The following is a 17,376-nucleotide window of genomic DNA, read 5'->3' on the forward strand; positions in this document are numbered from 1 at the left end:
TTTTTGCCTGAGCTGATCTTTCTTATCTTCTAAAACGCCTTTTCCGCTCCTTCACCCACATAGTTCCAATGTCCCATCTTCCTATCCTGTCTCGGATCGGACTTTCCATAAAGATGTAAAGTGTATCTTTCATCGGCAAGATAATTTGCCCAAAGAGAAGAATCAGGAAGATAATCTTGTCCTAAGATATTTTTCATGGATGAAGGTTGAGAAGTAAGTTCAGAAGGAAGAGGAAGTCCAGTAAGACATCTGAGCTGAAGTTGGAATTGTGAAATATTAGCTCCGTTCTGAGAAAAATGCCCAGAGTTATGAGGTCTTGGAGCAAATTCATTCAGGACGATCTTATCACCTTTAATAAAAAATTCCAGACCGAATACACCGACGTAATCAATTCCTTCTGCTAGGATTTTAGCGGATTCTATCATTTGTTTTTTGACAGAGTTCGAAAAGTTTCCAGGATGAATGGTGAGATCCAAGATATGATTCTTATGAATATTTTCAGAAGGAGAATAACAAAGTATATTTCCTTTCTGATCTCTTGCTAAGATCACAGAACCTTCTGTATCGAACTCATACCATTCTTCTAAGATCAGATCAAGAGGTTCTTGTCCGAGTGAGCCTACCCAAGCTCTAAATTCCTCTTTGGTTTTAAATTTGGTTTGTCCTTTTCCATCGTAACCAAAAGAAGAAGTTTTTAAAACTGCAGGAAATTTGGATGTCTCGGCTGCTTTTGTAGCTTCTATCTTATTTGTGATGGGATAAAAAGGTACAGTAGGAAGTCCTAATTTAGAAAATAATGTTTTTTCTCTGATCCTGTGTTGTGCGATCCGTATACATTCCGGACTTGGGAAAACAGGAAGCAAATTTTTTTTGGAATATTCGGAGATAAGGTTTAGTTCGGCACCTGGTATATTTTCGAACTCGAATGTAAGTGCATCTATTGACTTTAAAAAAGTTTGAAGTGAATTTTCATCTTCATAAGGAGCTACTGTTTCTAAAGCCCCAACCAAGGAAGCAGGGCTATTTCTTTCCGGAGAATAAACGGATACCTGATAACCCATTCGGATTGCTTCTTGCGCGAACATTCTTCCGAGCTGACCGGATCCCATTACTCCAAGCCTTGCAGGAGGAACTAAAATTTTTGTCATATTAGATCTTTGTTCTTGGACAATGCTTCTTCTCTGATATCGTTTCTGTATTGTTCCAATTTTTGTGATAATGTTTCGTCTTGAAGTGATAATATTCTCGCAGCGAGTAATCCCGCATTTTTTGCTCCTGCAGTTCCGATGGCAAGTGTTCCTACTGGAACTCCTCCTGGCATCTGCACAATGGATAATAAACTGTCCATTCCGGAAAGAGCCTTACTTTGTACGGGTACTCCGAGCACGGGTAAAGTAGTAAGAGAGGCAACCATGCCGGGAAGATGAGCCGCTCCACCAGCACCTGCTATGATGATCTCAAAACCTTTGGATCTTGCAGATTTAGAAAATTCGAATAATAACTCTGGAGAACGATGCGCGGATACGATTTCAGTATGGCTTTCTATCCCAAATTGTTTTAGGATCGATACGGCTTCTTTCATGGTTTCCCAATCAGAACTGCTTCCCATTATAATAGCAACTTTCGTTTTCACACTTGCAAATTCCTTTAAGATCGATTCACCGGCAAGCCGGAAAACGTTCTATGACGTCATAGTTCCTGAATTTAATTCTTCCACAGCTCTTTCTAATTTCATTCCTCTGGAGGCTTTTGCTAATAGATAAGAGCCGGGAGGCACTTCCTTGCGGATCGTATTCACTAGGTTTTTGAGGCCTTCTTCGTCTCCAGGAAAGGAGAAGGATAGAAGACCTCGATTCGCTTTTTTTCGAAAACTCTTGAGAGCATGCGAAGATTCTGTTCCGAATAGAAAGATTCCTTTGCAGTTCTTTAAACTTGCTGCAAAACTTCCGATCTCAGTATGGAACTTTCGAGAATAATTTCCTACTTCTTTCATGTCTCCTAACACTGCGTAAAATCCTTCTTCTCCAGAGATTTGGGAACAAGCTTCCAGCGAGGATAACATGGACTCTCGATTTGCATTATAAGTGTCGTTCAGAATTTTATAATGTCCTGCTTGGAAATCCAATCGTTTGTCGCCGGCTCTGAAGTTTTGGATTCCATCCTGTATCCAATCTGTAGGAGTACCAAGTTCTTCCAGTAGAGATACGCATAACGCTAGATTTTCTAAAAGTTTAATTCCAGGAAGGCTCCAGTTCAGGGAATAATTCAGAAAAGAGATCTTAAATCCTTCTCTGTTTGTTTCTATTATTTCGATTCTTCTTTTAAGGGGGATGGCTTTAAATTTAATCCCGTATCGTAAACATTTGCGTTTTAGGAAATTTTTATATTCACCCGTTTCAGGATAGAATAACGCTCCACCTCTACTCATCCCTTCCAATACTTCTGCTTTAGCTTTTGCGATTCCTTTTCTGGACCCTAATAATTCTATATGTGCTGTTCCGATTGTGGTGATGATTGAATAATCAGGCTTTGCCATTTTTGTGAGTCGGGAAATTTCTCCTGCATGGTTCATTCCCATCTCGCATACAACATATCTAGTCTTTGAGTTGATTCTAAATAATGTGAATGGGACTCCAATTTCATTATTATAGTTTTTTTCAGTGACCAGCAAACCTTCTTCCAATGATGAAAGGCAAGAGGATAAGATCTCTTTTGTGGTGGTCTTTCCGCTGGAGCCAGTGACCGCTATTAAGATTGGATTAAATCTGGATCTATGAAATGTAGCAAGCTTTCCTAATGCGAGTAATGTGTCCTTTACTTGGATTGCCTTAAATCTTTGTTCGGAACTAAGACTTTCTAAGATAGGATGATCCTTCTCGCATAAAAAGTAAGAGGCACCTTTTTCCAAGGCATCCAATATAAATTCATGCCCGTCTCTATTTCCTCTTAAAGGTACGAATAAAGTCCCAGGTTCCACCATTCCAGAAGCAGTGCTGATGCTTGTGATCTCTGATTCTTTTTGAAAGGAGAAGTCGGATGAACTTTGTAGTATCCTTCTTACTGTTTCCGGATCATATTGAAATGGGGCTTTCATCAGACCCAATATCTTCCTACCTAAAATACTCGCAGTCTATTTTTAAAAATTCCTCTTGCAAGCTTCCGGTTCCGGTTTTCAAGTATGTGGATGCGAAAAACCAAGGTCGTTTTAATCGGTTTAGGAAGGATCGCTTCTTCCTTGGAAAAAGATCCGTATAGATCCAAACCCTGTACTCATTCTGGGGTCTTATTCTCTTCTTGGGGGTTAAAGAATTTTGAGTTTTTGGGAGGAGTGGATCCTAATCCAGATAAAATAGAGAAGTTTCGCAAACAGTGGAAACTTTCCGAAGAGATGACCTTTTCTGGTTCAGATCAGTTTCCTTCTAAGATCATACCTGATCTTGCGATCATCTCGAGTCCTTCTGAAAATCATTATAGAAATGCATTGGAATGGATCGATAGGGGCATTAAAAATTTTCTGATTGAAAAGCCGATTTGTGAAACTTTCTTACAAGCTAAGGATTTGGAAAAAATTTCCCGTAAGAAAGGAATTCGTATTTGGATCAATCATGAGAGAAGATACCATCCTAAATATGCATGGGCAAAGCAGGTTTTGGACTCTCAAAAATACGGACCAATTCGAACGATCCGCGCTTCCGTTTTGACTTCTGCTTTGGCTCCCGGTAGGGCATTCCAAGGAAGGACTGGCCCATTATTCCATGATGGAACTCATGCAGTAGATTTGATCTATTGGTTTTTGGGAAAACCGGATCGGATTCGTTCTTCTTTGACTAGAAGGAAAGGTATTCCAATAGAAGATAGGGCACTCGCGTTCTTAGAATATAAGTCCGGGCAAGCGGTGTTCTTGGAGGCTGGGGGTGCGAGGAAGTATTTCCAATTCGAAATGGATATTATGACCGAAGAGGCTCGCATCCTTCTATCCAACGACGGTATGAGACTTTTCGTTTCCAAACCCTCTAAAAAATACAAAGGATTTAATAGTTTGACGGAAGTCTCATTTCCCGAAAAATCATTCCTCGGATCGAACCCGTTCATGAACCTTTATGCGGAGATACGCAATGTTCTTACGGGAAAGTCGGAAAGAATCACCGGGGATATCGGAGAAAATTTAGGTATCATGGAACTTTTACATAAGATCAAAGCCGGCGCCGAAATCAGAACGGTTTCGGAAATCTAAGCCTATGCCCGCAAGTCCCCAATCTACAAATTCAAATCAATTGCCTTCTTATTCAGCGAGAGGAAGATACTATCGAGGTAGCTTCTTTCTTTGGAAAAAAATAATAAGCCTATTCTGGTATTATAAATTTGTAAGATTGTTCCTTTCTTCCGAATCAAGAGAAGAGAAAGAATTAGAATTTTATAAATCGTTGGGTTTAGAGTGCAGAGACTTCTTCCTGAAAATGGGAGGGGTATACGTGAAACTCGGCCAATATTTCGCATCACTTTCTCATTTATTCCCTGAAAGTTTTACAGAACCATTGCAGGACTTGCAAGACAGAGTTCCGCCTCATCCTTTCTTAGAAATTAAGGAAAGATTTAAAAAAGAATTTGGAAAAGAAATCGCAGAAGTGTTTCCGGATATTTCGGAAGCGCCTCTGGCTTCTGCATCCATCGCGCAAGTACATTCTGCCACCTTTAAAGGTGAAAAAGTTGCAGTAAAAATTTTATATCCGGGTATCGAAGAGATTATCGAAAAAGATCTGAAGGCGGTCCGTAAATTTTTAAAGCGGATCAATCGATTCTTGGTCACATTCGATTTCAAAATAGTTCATAAGGAAATTGCAAAGTTAGTCGGAAGAGAAACGGACCTCCGTTTAGAAGCTGAGTCCATGGATCGTATGGCTAGATATTTTGCAGAAGAACCTGATTATGTTTTTCCTAAACTAATACCTGAGTGGAGCGGAAAAAGTGTTTTGACTGCTCAATTTATAGAAGGGAAACGAATCACTCAAGCAGGTACTTTAAAGAAAGGACAGGCAAAGTCTAGGCCGGTTGATCTTCTTATTAGGGCCTATATTCTTATGATATTTGAATATAGATTTTATCATGCGGACCCTCATCCAGGTAATATGATCTATACTCCGGATGAAAAACTTTGTTTTATCGATTTCGGAGCCGTGGGAGAGATCCCTCCTAGCCAAGCAGTTGCTCTTAGAAAGATCATTCTTTGCGCAATGACAAAGGACTATCCTGCACTTGTAGAAGCTCTAGATGAACTAGGACTAGTTTCCAAAAAAGCGGATAGAGATAAGTTGGAAGAAGTGGTTCGTTATTCCATGGAAAAACTTTCCAAGTTCTTATCCGATACGGATTCATTTAAGAATATAAAGTTCGAGCAGATCCACACTCCAGAAGATCTGAAATTTTTAAAAGAGATCAATTCTAGTCTTCGCGGACTTCTCCGAATGATCCAATTGCCAACTGCTCTTGTCCCTCTGGAAAGAGTACTTGGTCTCCTTGTGGGAATTACTGCAAACCTGGATCCTTATCGTACGGTTTTGGATTACGGCGAAAAACCATTTAAAGGTTTAGTCTTCCAAGGAGAAAACCAATGGCAGAAAGTTCTCGTCCAGGAAGGAGGTATCTGGGGTCAGGCTGTTTCTCTTCCTGGGGAATTATTACAGGCAGTTAAAAATTTAAATCGAGGCAAGCAGGCCTATAAACTTCCGGATCTAGAACAACATACAAAGAAGATGTATTCTTTAGGTCATCAGATCATTAGCACTGCATTTATACTTTTTGGTGTCCATTATGGAACCGATAGATTAGATAAAGGGATCGAAACTCAAGCGATGGCTGCTTATGGAGTATCCGTTTTCTTCGGAATCCTCCTTGCTCTATCCGTTATCAAAAATAAATTCAGCTCTAAAAGGAATCGTCCGTGAAATATTTCGAAAAGAAGTTCTTAGAGGTATACCCGCCTATCTTTATCATCAGCGTGATTGTTGGAACAATTATAGACCTAGTTACCAAATATATCGCTATACTATACCTAAGACCTCATAACCCCATCGAATTGCTAGGGGATTTTTTCCGTTTAACTCTGACTTTCAACACCGGTTTTGTGATGGGTCTTTTTCAAGGATTTCCAAGGACCTCTTTGTCTCTAACAGCAGTTGCGATCTTAGTATTAATTGCATATCGTTGGAAAAATTCTGACTTAGGTCATCCTGCTGGCTGGGCGCTTGTAATGTCAGGAGCATTCGGAAATTTTATAGATAAGTTTTTCGTAAAAATTATCGGGATCGGAGCAGAGTTCGGATTTGTAGAAAATCGTTACGAAGGAAGATTTATTGGAGTAGTGGACTTCCTAGACTTCGATTGGCCGAACTGGCTTTTTATTGAAAGATGGCCGGCGTTCAACTTTGCGGATTCCTGCGTGAGTGTAGGATTGGTAATCCTGATCCTGACCATGAAAATCGAAGAGGATAAGAAATAGTTTTGAATTTTCTACAACTCCCCATCTGGAAAAAAATATTAAAAAAGAAGGGAACCTCCAATCCGGAGATCATACGTTTCCTTCGAGAAACTTCTGTATTCGGAAAATTGAAAAGAAGGACCTTGCATGAGATCGCAAGACTAGTCCACGTTAGACAATATTCGGAGGGGGAGGAAATTTTTAGACAGGGAGAAGCCGGAGCAGGATTTTATATGATCTTCGACGGAAAAGTTACCATTCGTTCAATTAGAGAAGGGGTGGAATTGGATCTGGCTCATTTAGACCAACATTCGTTCTTCGGGGAACTTTCCTTATTCTCCGAAGAGAGAAGGACTGCGACTGCGATCGCACAAGAACCATCTACCTTACTCGGATTTTTCCAACCTGACCTGAAAGAAATTATCGAAACAAAACCTAAGATAGGTATCGAGATACTCTTAAGTCTTACTGGAGTTGTAGTAGAGAGGCTCCAGAAAACCAATCAGCTATTAGAAAAAGCATATTATAAGGGCAAACAAAAAAATGCCTGATACGAGACCGCTTTCTACATACGTAATCCGATTTATATTTTTCTTTTTAGTCGGAGCGGCTATCGTATTTTTTGTAATCGGCCTTCAACTTCTTATAGTGCCGATTGCCCTTTCCTTAATTCTATTCTATATATTTAACGGATCTATAAACTACTTCGAAACATTGGGAGTACCCAGGATTGTTTCAGTAGCTATACTCATCTTCTTACTCTGCCTTCCTATTTATCTAATTGCGACAGAAGTTGCGCCTCCAATCGTATCAACTTTGCAACCTATCATAAAGAACTGGAAACAGGATATAGATGATGCAAAATTCAAGTATTTGGTCGTTGGTTTTCAGCTTAGGTTTAACGATTATCCTGCAAGTTGGGAAGATACAATCCGCCCGGACGAATTGGTAAAACAAGCGGCGGAATTTATCCACGCTCAGGTTAGCGGTTTAGTTTCTGTAATTCCTACATTGATTGGGTATTTGGTGGTCACGCCACTGTTTGCATTCTTGTTTCTGTTAAACGGAAACGGCGTATATAAGAATATTGTTAGTCTTGTTCCAAATCGGTATTTTGAAATGACCTTAATGGTCGCTTCAAAGATCAACGAACAGATTACCAATTATTTAAGAAGTCTCGTAATCCAAAGTGCGATCATCACGGTGATATCTATGATTGGATTTTATGTGATTGGCTTAAAGTTCTTTTATATCTTTGCTTTATTCGCTGGGATCGCAAATTCAATTCCGTATTTAGGACCAATCATTGGAATGGTCCCTCCATTATTCATGACCTTGACACAAGGAGCCGGGATTTTTACTCCGAATGGTATCAACGAGGGAATGGGAATGTATGAGCTGATGGTGGCGATTTTGGTAGTAGTTCTGATCGCACAAGCGGTGGATAATTTTTTTGTTCAACCTGTTATTATCTCAGATGCAGTTTCTCTACATCCTGTGATTGTTGTTGGTGCTGTAACTGTGGGGGGAAGTTTACTCGGAATAGCCGGAATGCTTGTTGCAGTGCCGTTAGCTGCTATCCTGAAAGTGACAATTGCTTCTCTTTATCGATCTATGAAAGACCATAAGCTGCTTTGAATAAAGCAGCTTTTACTTAGCTTTTTACTCGGCTCCAATTCCTAAATAGACTCTAACTTTTTCGGATTCATATTTTGCAGTAGCATTTTCGTCTGGAAACAGTTTAGAAAAAATGAATGCAGAGGCGAATGCCAAACTCATTGAAACAATAGCAGGATTTTTTAATGGGAAAATTGCCTGATCGAATTTAAAAACATCCACCCAAACAGTAGGACTGAATATAATAAATAAGGTCGCGGAAATAGAGCCGATTAAGATAGAGAGTACTCCGCCAACTGTGCTGAAATTTTTCCATACAATGGATAGGAATAATGCAGGGAAATTCCCACTTGCTGCGATTGCGAATGCCAATCCCACCATAAAGGCCACATTCTGGTCTTTAAATAAGATTCCTAAAAGAATGCTGACTATACTGAAAACTACCGTTGCCTTTTTAGCAACGGAGACTTGTTCGTCTTCGGTTGCTTTACCTTCTGTAAATACATTGAAGTAAAGATCGTGAGAAATGGTAGAAGCAGCTGCCAATGTCAAACCTGCTACCACTGCCAAGATCGTAGCAAAAGCAACTGCCGCGATAAATCCTAAGAAAGGTGTTCCTCCCAGAAGTTCTGCTAAAAGAGCAGCCGCCATATTTCCACCCTTATCTATTCCTGCGATCTGTTCTCTTCCGATCAGAACTGCTGCAGCAAAACCTACAATCGGAATGATAATGTAAAAGTATCCTATGAATGTAGTAGCATATGCCACCGATTTCCTGGCTTCCTTTGCATCAGGTACAGTATAAAATCTCATAAGAATATGAGGTAAGCCTAATAGACCAAACATTAAAGCAAGTCCTAGAGAAATGGAATCGATCGGGCTAGAGGCAAATCCGCCTGGCTCTAAAGCTGTTCTTCCGAATTTGTTTTCAACTGCTGAGAATAAATTCTCCAGGCTAAAGTTGAACTGTGCCAATGACAGGATCACAAGCAAGGTGACACCAAAAAGAAGAAGACAAGCTTTGATAATCTGTACCCAAGTAGTTGCTATCATTCCCCCGAATAATACGTAGAGTAACATGACCCCACCCACAATCACAACTGCTAACTCATAAGGAAGACCAAACATTAGATTGATTAGTTTTCCTGAACCAACTATCTGAGCGATGGAGTAGGTGATCGTTACTAAAATTCCACCGATAGACGCAACAATACGAATGGGTTTTTGTTTTAAACGAATAGCTAGTACGTCAGCAAAAGTATATTTTCCTAAATTACGTAATGGTTCTGCTAAAAGGAACATGAGTGCAGGCCAACCTACGAGCCAGCCGACCGCATAGATGATTCCATCATAACCTTTTAAGGCCACCATACCCGAAATTCCTAAGAAGGAAGCCGCAGACATAAAATCTCCGGAAAGAGCCAAGCCGTTTTGAAAACCAGTAATGGATCTGCCTGCCGCATAAAACTCGCTGGAAGTTTTGGTTTTTTTAGCTGCCCAATAAGTAATTCCTAATGTAAGGACTACGAATATTACAAAAAATAGAACGGAGATTAAGTTTGGTTGGCCTAAAGAGGATTCCATTATCTATTCTCCGATTCTAATTTAGATTTTAATACTTCTACTTCTTTGTCATAATATCGATTGGCCCAAAAAACATATATGAAAGTGAGTAACCAAGAGAATAAGATTACAGAGGCACCCGCATATAATCCATAGTTGCCAAAAATACCCAGTTTTTGAGTAACTAGTTCTTTCTTTAGGGCGATGATTAGTATAAATCCGTAATAGTTAAGAAACAGGAAAAATAATAAAACGAAACTAACTGTCCATCTAGTACGAACTAATTTTTTAAACTCGATGGATTCGATCAATTGATGAGCTTTTATCTTCATGTGAAGTCCTTGGAACGGCGAAGAGAATAAAATTATACCTCCGGTTGGCAAGGATAAAAAGCTTTTTTAAAATAAACCGTTGATACCGTTTATATTAACTGTCTTAATAATCTCTTTTTCTTGTTCTGTCTCTGCCACCTTCCAAGTGACTCCAGTTGGAGTGGAAAGAAGGCTTCGTCCAATTCTCTTTTTACCGAAAGGAATGCCGTAACCCGAACTACGTACGAGGAACATTCCATATTGAGAGGAAAGGTCTGCGTAATTTTTTAGATCTTGAGAATAGTTCGTTCCATTATCCGAAATTGAATCTAAATGGAACGCCAAATTGATCCTATCAGTTTTTAATTTTTCTAACTTAGACTTATCTTGGATCTCTTTGCCTGCAAAGATCCCAAAACGAAATCCTCCTAGGATTAGAGAATCTTCTCCCGAGCCTGGTACTGCTGGAGAATCTTCCGAAGATAATCCTTTTACATCGTACCAATCTACGAGTACTATATTCTGTACGATCGGAATCGAAAATCTTAATTTACCTTCGTCATCTCTGCGGAACATTCCTCCGCCAAAGATCGCACCTTTATAAACTTCTGAAATTGCGTAGATCTCATCTAAAAAAGTTTTAGCACGAGAAGCTAATGATTCAGGAGAACCATTCCCTCCTCCTGGGAAATATAATGGTAGAATGAGGAAATCCGATTTTTCCTTAGAAAGTTTGGTTCTTTGTTCCGGGGAAACCGGTTGTGATAGATCCTTTTGGAAAAGGGTTATTTTTACTGAGGTCACTCTTTACCTGCGACTTTGAATTTAATCGGAAAGTATGGAAGGGTCCACACCGAAACTATCGTCATCCCCATCGCCGGACTCGCCACCTGGACTTAAGATTTCTGCTTCAGGAGCAGTGCTCACAGCCTTGATACCGAATTCCTTTTCCATCTCTTCTGCGGAAAGTTCAGGAACTCCGCCGAAAAGATCTCCGTTTTCCAAACGTTCGGAAAATGCAAGAGCGTAACAATAAGATTCCATAATACACTGCTTTATTGGTTTCTTATTCAATCTCTTTTTGGATTCCATCAGATCGAAAGTCATTAAAGTTTCCATATTGGTTACGATCTCTTTTTTGCCTTTCATATCCGCGATCAATTTGGAAAGAAGTTCGGCTCCCTTCTGAAAAAAGTCCTTAGCGGTAACTCTTACGTTACGCGACTGTTGACTTCTTTTAGTTTCCAGGGCAGAAGTTTTTTTGGAGGCTTCAATATAATTTGCGCCAGGGTTTTTGAGATGGTTTTCCAGTTCTTTGTAATACTGGTCATAGATCCTGAATTGTTCGTGAATCCCTCTGGTTGTTTCATAAAGATCGATCAGTTTTTCACGGTAATCCATTTTAGACCCGCCTACGATCGTAGGTTTTAGATCGATCTTCTTAGTCGTCATCACGAATGAATATTCTTCGTCGAATTCCTTGAAAAATAACCAAGTTAATAATGCCTTGTCCCCAGCAGGGATTATCTCATGTTCTCCCCTAGGATCATTACGTTTTCGTAATTGGTCTAAGGAAAGGGACCTCATTAGTTTTAGGCCGTATTTTAGCTCTTTGCTAAGGCCTTCTTCTGGATCTACAGGCTTTTCTTCCTGAGCTTCTTCCGTATCTTCCTCTTCTGGATGAACTCCCCCGGAGATTTCGTCTAACTCTTCTCCCTGTTTTCTTTGGCCAAGTTTTTCTTCCGGAAGAATTCCAAGGACATTCTCCATATAGGTGCTCAAAAGAGGGATATTTTTGTCCTCACTTCTGAGAATCGCAAGATAAAGCTTATCAAAAATGGTTCCGTATAAAGTGTCAAATTCCTGAAGGGCTCTTTTTCTTTTTGTATTGTAAATGGTAGCAGGTTTACCCTCTAGTTTTTCAAGAGCCTGATAGCCCAAAGTCACCGCTTTCACGTAAGAACCTTGGAATGGGTACATATAATACAGTTTTTTGAATATAGAATAGAGAGGTTGTCTTACTCTAGAGACCGATACAGGAAGGTCGGGAGCTGCGTTATGCCCTTCTAAAAGCTGGTTCAACTCAGTGCTATCATATGCTTTGTGCATTCTGCCCAGGAGTTCTATGTAGAGAGGATTTTGTCCGTCCAACTCTTTTGCGATCTTAGAAGCGTATGCGGGATTTCCTAAAAGATCATTCCCTACAAAGTTCATTTCCAGAAGCGCTTTTTTCCCGGCGATATTTAGTTCGGACATAAAAGCAGGCAGAAGGTCACTGGAAGAAAATGACGTTACCCGGGAGATCCAACATTTGAATCGGACCGCCATTCGATTGAAAAAATTTCCCATCTCATCTTCTAAAGCTTTGCGATCCATAATTGGATTGGGCTTAGAAGGTACTTGTTTTGAGGATGATCTTCCGGATTGAGAAGATTGATTTTGTCTTGGGTCTCTTCCCCCGGCCTGGCTTCTTGCACCTTGCCGGATCTGGGGTTGCTCTTTCTGTTTGCGAAGAGATTCTTCCCTTTTTTTATCCTTATCAGAGACTACTTTTCCGCCAGCCGACTGGAACTTGTCGAACATTTCCCGCCTGGCTTTATCATCTAGGTTATTAGCACCGATACTTTTTCTTGTTTTATCGAATTCGGACATGGACTGGATTCCTTGGAAACCGCTCTGATTGTATCTTGGCTTTCTAGCGAAATAAATCAACAAAGATACTTATTTCTTGACATACTCTGAATTCCTGGGCCTGTTATTTTCCCATGATTCTTAAAAGTCTCGCCCGAGAAAATCACCTGGTACTTTCGGTCCAGGAGGATATCTTGATGGATAATTCCAGGGACTTTTACCTCGAGTTCGAGGACAATGTTCGAGAGGGGTACCCCCCTGTAGTGAGCTTTCATTTGGGTCTCGTTAAATTTATCGACTCATCTGGGATAGGCATTATCATCAAAGTAAGAAATCAGATCCGGGACCATCAGGGAACAGTGAATATATTCGGGCTAAATAAGTCCCTACATTCCGTTTTTAGGCTTTCCGGTCTAGACAGAATTGTAAATCTGTACACCATCGAAGAATTTCTGGAGAAATACCCCGACTTTAGGGAATTTCTTACAGTAGAATGAACCGGAAACTCTTCTAAAAAGTTCCAACAAATAGATGAATCAATTCGGCAAGAGTCCTGTAATGAATTTTTCACTTTTAGATTTTATGAAGGGAAAAGCTCTCCGTACTTCCCTGATCCTTTTTTTGACCTTAAGTTTCTCCGGATGTTATCCTTACTTCTTCAAAGACAGAATGTTCCGTTCCGAGGGAATGGGATTTTTCACGATTAGTATATCTGATTTACCTGATTTTGATAAAACTTCCAAGAACGAAGATATTAAATTGGAACATCCTATCCAATTGGACCAGGCCAAAATTAAAGACTATTTTGGAAATTTAAGATATTCTAAACGTTCTTCTGTAGGATACTTTTCGGATTTTGTATTTTCGGATCATGAATTGGACCTACTCGCAAGGGACCTTCCTTATACTTTAAAAAATCTTCCGGATGATAGACTTCTTCTTATCATTTCTAAATACGATGATACTCAATCAGTGATCTCTTTTGACGAGGTTACCAGCTGTGTTCTTTGGGCGGCAGAAGGTAAGATCAATCTTCTATTTGGTCGTGTGAAGAGGGAACTTGTAGATAGAGATGCTGCCCTGGATTTTAGTCGTTGGACGAGGATCGAAAAGATCAGACTTGCTCATGGCTTTGATGGAACTGAGATTGCAGAAGGTGAGAATGTAGACTTCGGGCAAATAGAAGGACTTCCGCTGCGTAAATGGGTTGTGTTTGATATGAAAAATCCAAGCAAATACAAGTTCACTCCGAGAAAGCAGTACCAACCAGTCAAACTCACCGATGAGAATGACAGGCCTTGATCCGATAATATAGTAAGATGGAGCCGGAATATTGCTGTTTAAATCCTTCCATCAATGATCCTAAAGACTTAATTTCTTTCGAATATATTAATCCTGAAGTTTTGGATCTGATCAAAAAAGATTCAAGATTTCAAGAAGGTAGCCGGATGGTCTCCTTCGGAGAATTAAATCTAGCTACTATGAAGTATATCCAAGGTATGATCCAAAAGGAAACTTCAGAACTAAGTTCTTTAGAAGAAGAAGTTAGAAACAGTCTGGAAAACCAGGAACTGATCTCAGAAGATCTCAACCAAACGTTTCAATCTGGGCTGACTTTCGGACAAAAAGTCGCAGATAAGGTAGCGGACTTCGGAGGAAGTTGGACATTTATATCAATGTTCGGATTGTCCATGGCGGTTTGGATAGGAATCAATGTATTCTTCTCCATTTGGAGATTCGATCCATATCCATTCATTTTACTTAATTTACTTTTATCTACTTTAGCGGCTATCCAGGCCCCTATTATTATGATGAGCCAGAATAGACAAGAAGCTAAGGATAGAGCCAGATCCGAGATGGATTATAAGATCAATCTAAAGGCAGAGTTAGAAATACGACATCTTCATGAAAAGATAGATCATATTCTCAAAAACCAATGGAGAAGGTTAACTGAGATCCAACAAATCCAGATGCAGATGATGCAAATATTAGGGAATCGTAAATAAGATTAAGTCGCGGGTCTGTAAATTCTCCGCGGCCTTATACTGCCGCGGCACAACGTTTACAGAGACCGTTATGTCTTTCTTCTGCAGGGTGTCTCCAGCAGCGGGGACATTCTTCTTCTTTAGGTTTTACAACTCTAACTGAGAAATGTTCATCCGAGTATTCGGACAATTGTTCTCTGCCTGATTTTTCAAAACTTACTTGAGAAACTGTAAATATTAACTCCAGAGCTTCTAAGGAGAAATCTTTTTGAAGTTTATTCTCTGATTTAGGGGAGATCTCCACCGCAGCTTCTAAAGATTTTCCTAATTTACTGGCCTGTCTTGCAAGTTCCAAGGATTTGTGAACTGTTTCCCTTGCAGTTAATGCTTCTTCGAACTTGGCTTCCAGATCTTTGTTTCTGAAAGTAGAAAGGTCTGGGAATTCTTCCGTAAATACTGATTCTTTCTTACCATTCTCTTTCCAAACTTCTTCCGTTGTGAAACTTAAGATAGGCGCAGAGTATATACAAAGAGTTTCTAATATGATTTGGAGTGCAGTGCAGGAAGATCTTCTGGTTTTGGAATCTCTTCTGTCACAATACATTCTATCACGGATCATTTCGAAATAATCCTGGGAAAGTGTTACAGTACAGAATAGAAGAAGTTTCTGATATACTTGATGGAATTGATAGTTCTCATAGTGATTTTTCAGTTCTTCTGCTAGTAGTGCCAACTTGGATAGATAGTATTTGTCTACTTCTTCCAAATCTGAAACCGCAAGATTTTGGTCCGAAGAATGTCCTGACAAGTTACCTAAAAGATATCTGAATGTGTTTCTGATCTTTCTGTAATTGTCTGCGATGATCTTAAGTCCTTCTTTGCCGACTTTTACATCGTCTCTGAAATCCTGAGAGCTAACCCAAAGTCTGAGTATGTCCGCTCCATATACATTGATGATGTCTGTAGTTGGATCTATTCCATTGCCCAAGGACTTGGACATTGCTCTCCCTTGTTCGTCCAAAACATATCCGTGAGTTAGTACGGATTTGTAAGGAGGAATTCCGCGTAGGGCCATAGATGGCCAGAGACTTGATTGGAACCAACCTCTATGTTGGTCTGAACCTTCTAAGTAAAGATCTGCAGGAGGTTCGTTGGCTCTTTCTTTTAAAACCGCAAAGTTAGAAACTCCTGAATCGAACCAAACATCCAAAATATCTTTTCCTTTTCTAAAAGAAGAAGATCCACATTTGGAACATTTAGTATCAGGAGGAAGAAGTGAATCTGCAGGTTCGCTATACCAGATCTCTATTCCTTTGGTTCTTACTAAGTCAGTGAAGAATTTTACGGATTTTGCATCTAAATGAGTTTCATTACAATTTTCGCAAGTGAATGCTGGGATCGGAACTCCCCAGTTTCGTTGTCTGGAAAGACACCAGTCAGGCCTTGTTTCCACCATGGAGCGAATTCTGGTAATTCCCCAGTTAGGGATCCAACTTACTTTATCGATCGCTTCTAAGGATTTTTCTCTGAGCTGTTGGTAATCCATTTGGAAAAACCATTGTGGGGTTGCACGGAAGATCAGAGGTTTTTTACTTCTCCAGCTATGAGGATAGCTATGTTCAAATTCAGAATAATGAAGCAGTAGATTTTTTTGTTTAAGTAGTTCTACGATCTTAGGATTTGCATCCCAGACTTTGATCCCTTTCATCATTGGGAACTCATCTGTATATCTACCGTAATCGTCTACAGGTGAATAAGGTTCTAATCCTGCCGCCAAACCTATTTTATAGTCATCTTGTCCATGACCGGGTGCAGTGTGAACTGCTCCTGTTCCTGCATCCAGAGTCACATGCTCTCCGAAAAGAGGGATAGAGTCTTGGTCTAAGAAAGGATGACGGAATATCATTTTAGAAAGCGATTCCTGAGAAACAGATTCCTTTTTTGTAAGTTGAACTTCGGCTGCTTTTTCGACTGCTTCCTTTAGTCCATCTGCGAGTAGTAACTCTTCTCCACTCGGAGTTGTATAAAATGAATATGCGAACTTAGGATTGAAACTGATTGCCAAGTTTGCAGGAAGAGTCCAAGGAGTAGTAGTCCATATCAGGCAGAATTTCCCGTCCTGCCCTTTGATCGGAAATTTTACATAGATGGATGGAGATTTATGAGGATAATATTCTATCTCTGCTTCTGCGTGAGCTGTCGCAAGTTCTATACACCAATAAACAGGTTTTTTGCCTCTATATACATAACCTTTTTCGAATAGATCTCCAAAAACTTCTACGATCTTTGCCTCGAAATCAGGGCTCATCGTTTTATAGATCTTACCTTCTTCCCAAAAACATAAGAACCTAGAAAGGTCCTGTCCTTGTTTTTGAACGTATTGTTCTGCATAATCTCTACAAAGTTTTCTTAATTCTTCCGGACCGATCTCTTTTGCTTTTTTGCCCAGATTTTTAAGAACTTGGACTTCGATTGGAAGACCATGACAGTCCCAACCAGGGATCATATCTGTTTGGTAGCCCGCGAAAAATTTGGACTTAACAATCATATCCTTTAAGATTTTATTAAGTGCATGCCCAGTATGAAAGTTACCGTTTGCATAAGGAGGTCCGTCATGAAGAATGAACTGAGGCCTATCCTTTCTTTTCTCCTGCATTTTGCGCAGAATCTTTTCGGATTGCCATGTTTTAATCTGATCAGGCTCTCTAGTGGAAAGCCCGGCCTTCATTGGAAAATCCGTTTGAGGGAGTATTACGGTACTTGAATATGGATTCTTCTTATCTTCTTCTTTCAT

General features: G+C 39.9%; 16 protein-coding genes. 8 read left to right on the forward strand and 8 right to left on the reverse strand.

Features of this window, described 5'->3' with window-relative positions:
- Positions 1 to 29: 29 nt before the first annotated feature.
- The 3 genes from B1C82_RS15200 to B1C82_RS15210 are packed head-to-tail and all read right to left on the reverse strand — an operon-like array spanning position 30 to position 3,094.
- Positions 30 to 1,148, reverse strand: coding sequence for a 5-(carboxyamino)imidazole ribonucleotide synthase (locus B1C82_RS15200; RefSeq protein WP_086448342.1), 1,119 nt, complete (start codon positions 1,146 to 1,148; stop codon positions 30 to 32).
- Positions 1,145 to 1,633, reverse strand: coding sequence for a 5-(carboxyamino)imidazole ribonucleotide mutase (gene purE / locus B1C82_RS15205; RefSeq protein WP_086448343.1), 489 nt, complete (start codon positions 1,631 to 1,633; stop codon positions 1,145 to 1,147). The genes B1C82_RS15200 and purE overlap by 4 nt, the downstream gene beginning before the upstream one ends.
- Before the next feature lie 48 nt (positions 1,634 to 1,681).
- Positions 1,682 to 3,094: a UDP-N-acetylmuramoyl-tripeptide--D-alanyl-D-alanine ligase gene (locus B1C82_RS15210; protein ID WP_086448344.1), complete on the reverse strand. Its 1,413-nt coding sequence runs from the start codon at positions 3,092 to 3,094 to the stop codon at positions 1,682 to 1,684.
- Between the two features lie 90 nt (positions 3,095 to 3,184).
- On the opposite strand from B1C82_RS15210, the gene B1C82_RS15215 reads away from it, so the two are divergent.
- Genes B1C82_RS15215 through B1C82_RS15235 form a run of 5 tightly spaced genes read left to right on the forward strand, consistent with a single transcriptional unit; the run spans position 3,185 to position 8,113 of the window.
- Positions 3,185 to 4,234: a Gfo/Idh/MocA family protein gene (locus B1C82_RS15215; RefSeq protein ID WP_086448629.1), complete on the forward strand. Its 1,050-nt coding sequence runs from the start codon at positions 3,185 to 3,187 to the stop codon at positions 4,232 to 4,234.
- A 4-nt stretch (positions 4,235 to 4,238) separates the two neighbouring features.
- Positions 4,239 to 5,942: an ABC1 kinase family protein gene (locus tag B1C82_RS15220; protein WP_086448345.1), complete on the forward strand. Its 1,704-nt coding sequence runs from the start codon at positions 4,239 to 4,241 to the stop codon at positions 5,940 to 5,942.
- Positions 5,939 to 6,496 carry a lipoprotein signal peptidase gene (locus B1C82_RS15225; protein WP_086448346.1) on the forward strand — a complete coding sequence of 186 codons (558 nt, stop codon included), beginning with the start codon at positions 5,939 to 5,941 and terminating at the stop codon, positions 6,494 to 6,496. Before B1C82_RS15220 ends, B1C82_RS15225 begins: the two co-directional genes overlap by 4 nt.
- A gap of 2 nt (positions 6,497 to 6,498) precedes the next feature.
- On the forward strand, positions 6,499 to 7,026 hold the full coding sequence (locus B1C82_RS15230; RefSeq protein ID WP_086448347.1) for a cyclic nucleotide-binding domain-containing protein: 528 nt from the start codon (positions 6,499 to 6,501) through the stop codon (positions 7,024 to 7,026).
- Positions 7,019 to 8,113, forward strand: coding sequence for an AI-2E family transporter (locus B1C82_RS15235; RefSeq protein WP_086448348.1), 1,095 nt, complete (start codon positions 7,019 to 7,021; stop codon positions 8,111 to 8,113). The genes B1C82_RS15230 and B1C82_RS15235 overlap by 8 nt, the downstream gene beginning before the upstream one ends.
- 24 nt (positions 8,114 to 8,137) lie before the next feature.
- Here B1C82_RS15235 and B1C82_RS15240 read toward each other — a convergent pair whose 3' ends face one another.
- The 4 genes from B1C82_RS15240 to B1C82_RS15255 form a co-directional block, all read right to left on the reverse strand.
- Positions 8,138 to 9,676, reverse strand: a complete 1,539-nt coding sequence (locus B1C82_RS15240) for a sodium:solute symporter family transporter (RefSeq protein ID WP_086448349.1) — start codon at positions 9,674 to 9,676, stop codon at positions 8,138 to 8,140.
- The gene (locus B1C82_RS15245; protein WP_086448350.1) at positions 9,676 to 9,987 is read right to left on the reverse strand and encodes a DUF485 domain-containing protein; all 312 of its coding nucleotides are present in this window, start codon (positions 9,985 to 9,987) and stop codon (positions 9,676 to 9,678) included. The genes B1C82_RS15240 and B1C82_RS15245 overlap by 1 nt, the downstream gene beginning before the upstream one ends.
- A gap of 66 nt (positions 9,988 to 10,053) precedes the next feature.
- Entirely contained in the window at positions 10,054 to 10,770 is a 717-nt protein-coding gene (locus tag B1C82_RS15250; protein WP_086448351.1) for an amidohydrolase, read from the reverse strand.
- A 21-nt stretch (positions 10,771 to 10,791) separates the two neighbouring features.
- A complete protein-coding gene (locus B1C82_RS15255) occupies positions 10,792 to 12,618 on the reverse strand; it encodes a hypothetical protein (RefSeq protein WP_086448630.1) in 1,827 nt (608 codons plus the stop codon).
- Positions 12,619 to 12,731: 113 nt separating this feature from the next.
- On the opposite strand from B1C82_RS15255, the gene B1C82_RS15260 reads away from it, so the two are divergent.
- From B1C82_RS15260 to B1C82_RS15270, 3 genes are all read left to right on the forward strand, one after another.
- Positions 12,732 to 13,094 (forward strand): STAS domain-containing protein, encoded by a 363-nt coding sequence (locus B1C82_RS15260; RefSeq protein WP_086448352.1) that lies wholly within the window; start codon positions 12,732 to 12,734, stop codon positions 13,092 to 13,094.
- A 61-nt stretch (positions 13,095 to 13,155) separates the two neighbouring features.
- Positions 13,156 to 13,899 carry an LA_1326/LA_4305 family lipoprotein gene (locus tag B1C82_RS15265; RefSeq protein WP_086448631.1) on the forward strand — a complete coding sequence of 248 codons (744 nt, stop codon included), beginning with the start codon at positions 13,156 to 13,158 and terminating at the stop codon, positions 13,897 to 13,899.
- Between the two features lie 17 nt (positions 13,900 to 13,916).
- A complete protein-coding gene (locus tag B1C82_RS15270) occupies positions 13,917 to 14,603 on the forward strand; it encodes a DUF1003 domain-containing protein (protein WP_086448353.1) in 687 nt (228 codons plus the stop codon).
- A gap of 34 nt (positions 14,604 to 14,637) precedes the next feature.
- Here the strand turns inward: B1C82_RS15270 and ileS are convergent, their stop codons facing one another.
- On the reverse strand, positions 14,638 to 17,376 hold the full coding sequence (gene ileS / locus B1C82_RS15275) for an isoleucine--tRNA ligase (protein WP_086448354.1): 2,739 nt from the start codon (positions 17,374 to 17,376) through the stop codon (positions 14,638 to 14,640).

This window comes from Leptospira venezuelensis, from assembly GCF_002150035.1.
Classification (GTDB): Bacteria; Spirochaetota; Leptospiria; order Leptospirales; family Leptospiraceae; genus Leptospira_B; species Leptospira_B venezuelensis.

Bases quoted from the DNA above. Each gene is read 5' to 3' on its own strand.
- B1C82_RS15200 (WP_086448342.1), bottom strand. From the start codon at position 1,148: ATGACAAAAATTTTAGTTCCTCCTGCAAGGCTTGGAGTAATGGGATCC.
- B1C82_RS15210 (WP_086448344.1), bottom strand. From the start codon at position 3,094: ATGAAAGCCCCATTTCAATATGATCCGGAAACAGTAAGAAGGATACTA.
- B1C82_RS15215 (WP_086448629.1), top strand. From the start codon at position 3,185: ATGCGAAAAACCAAGGTCGTTTTAATCGGTTTAGGAAGGATCGCTTCT.
- B1C82_RS15220 (WP_086448345.1), top strand. From the start codon at position 4,239: ATGCCCGCAAGTCCCCAATCTACAAATTCAAATCAATTGCCTTCTTAT.
- B1C82_RS15235 (WP_086448348.1), top strand. From the start codon at position 7,019: ATGCCTGATACGAGACCGCTTTCTACATACGTAATCCGATTTATATTT.
- B1C82_RS15240 (WP_086448349.1), bottom strand. From the start codon at position 9,676: ATGGAATCCTCTTTAGGCCAACCAAACTTAATCTCCGTTCTATTTTTT.
- B1C82_RS15245 (WP_086448350.1), bottom strand. From the start codon at position 9,987: ATGAAGATAAAAGCTCATCAATTGATCGAATCCATCGAGTTTAAAAAA.
- B1C82_RS15255 (WP_086448630.1), bottom strand. From the start codon at position 12,618: ATGTCCGAATTCGATAAAACAAGAAAAAGTATCGGTGCTAATAACCTA.
- B1C82_RS15260 (WP_086448352.1), top strand. From the start codon at position 12,732: ATGATTCTTAAAAGTCTCGCCCGAGAAAATCACCTGGTACTTTCGGTC.
- B1C82_RS15265 (WP_086448631.1), top strand. From the start codon at position 13,156: ATGAATTTTTCACTTTTAGATTTTATGAAGGGAAAAGCTCTCCGTACT.
- B1C82_RS15270 (WP_086448353.1), top strand. From the start codon at position 13,917: ATGGAGCCGGAATATTGCTGTTTAAATCCTTCCATCAATGATCCTAAA.
- ileS (WP_086448354.1), bottom strand. From the start codon at position 17,376: ATGAAAGAAGAAGATAAGAAGAATCCATATTCAAGTACCGTAATACTC.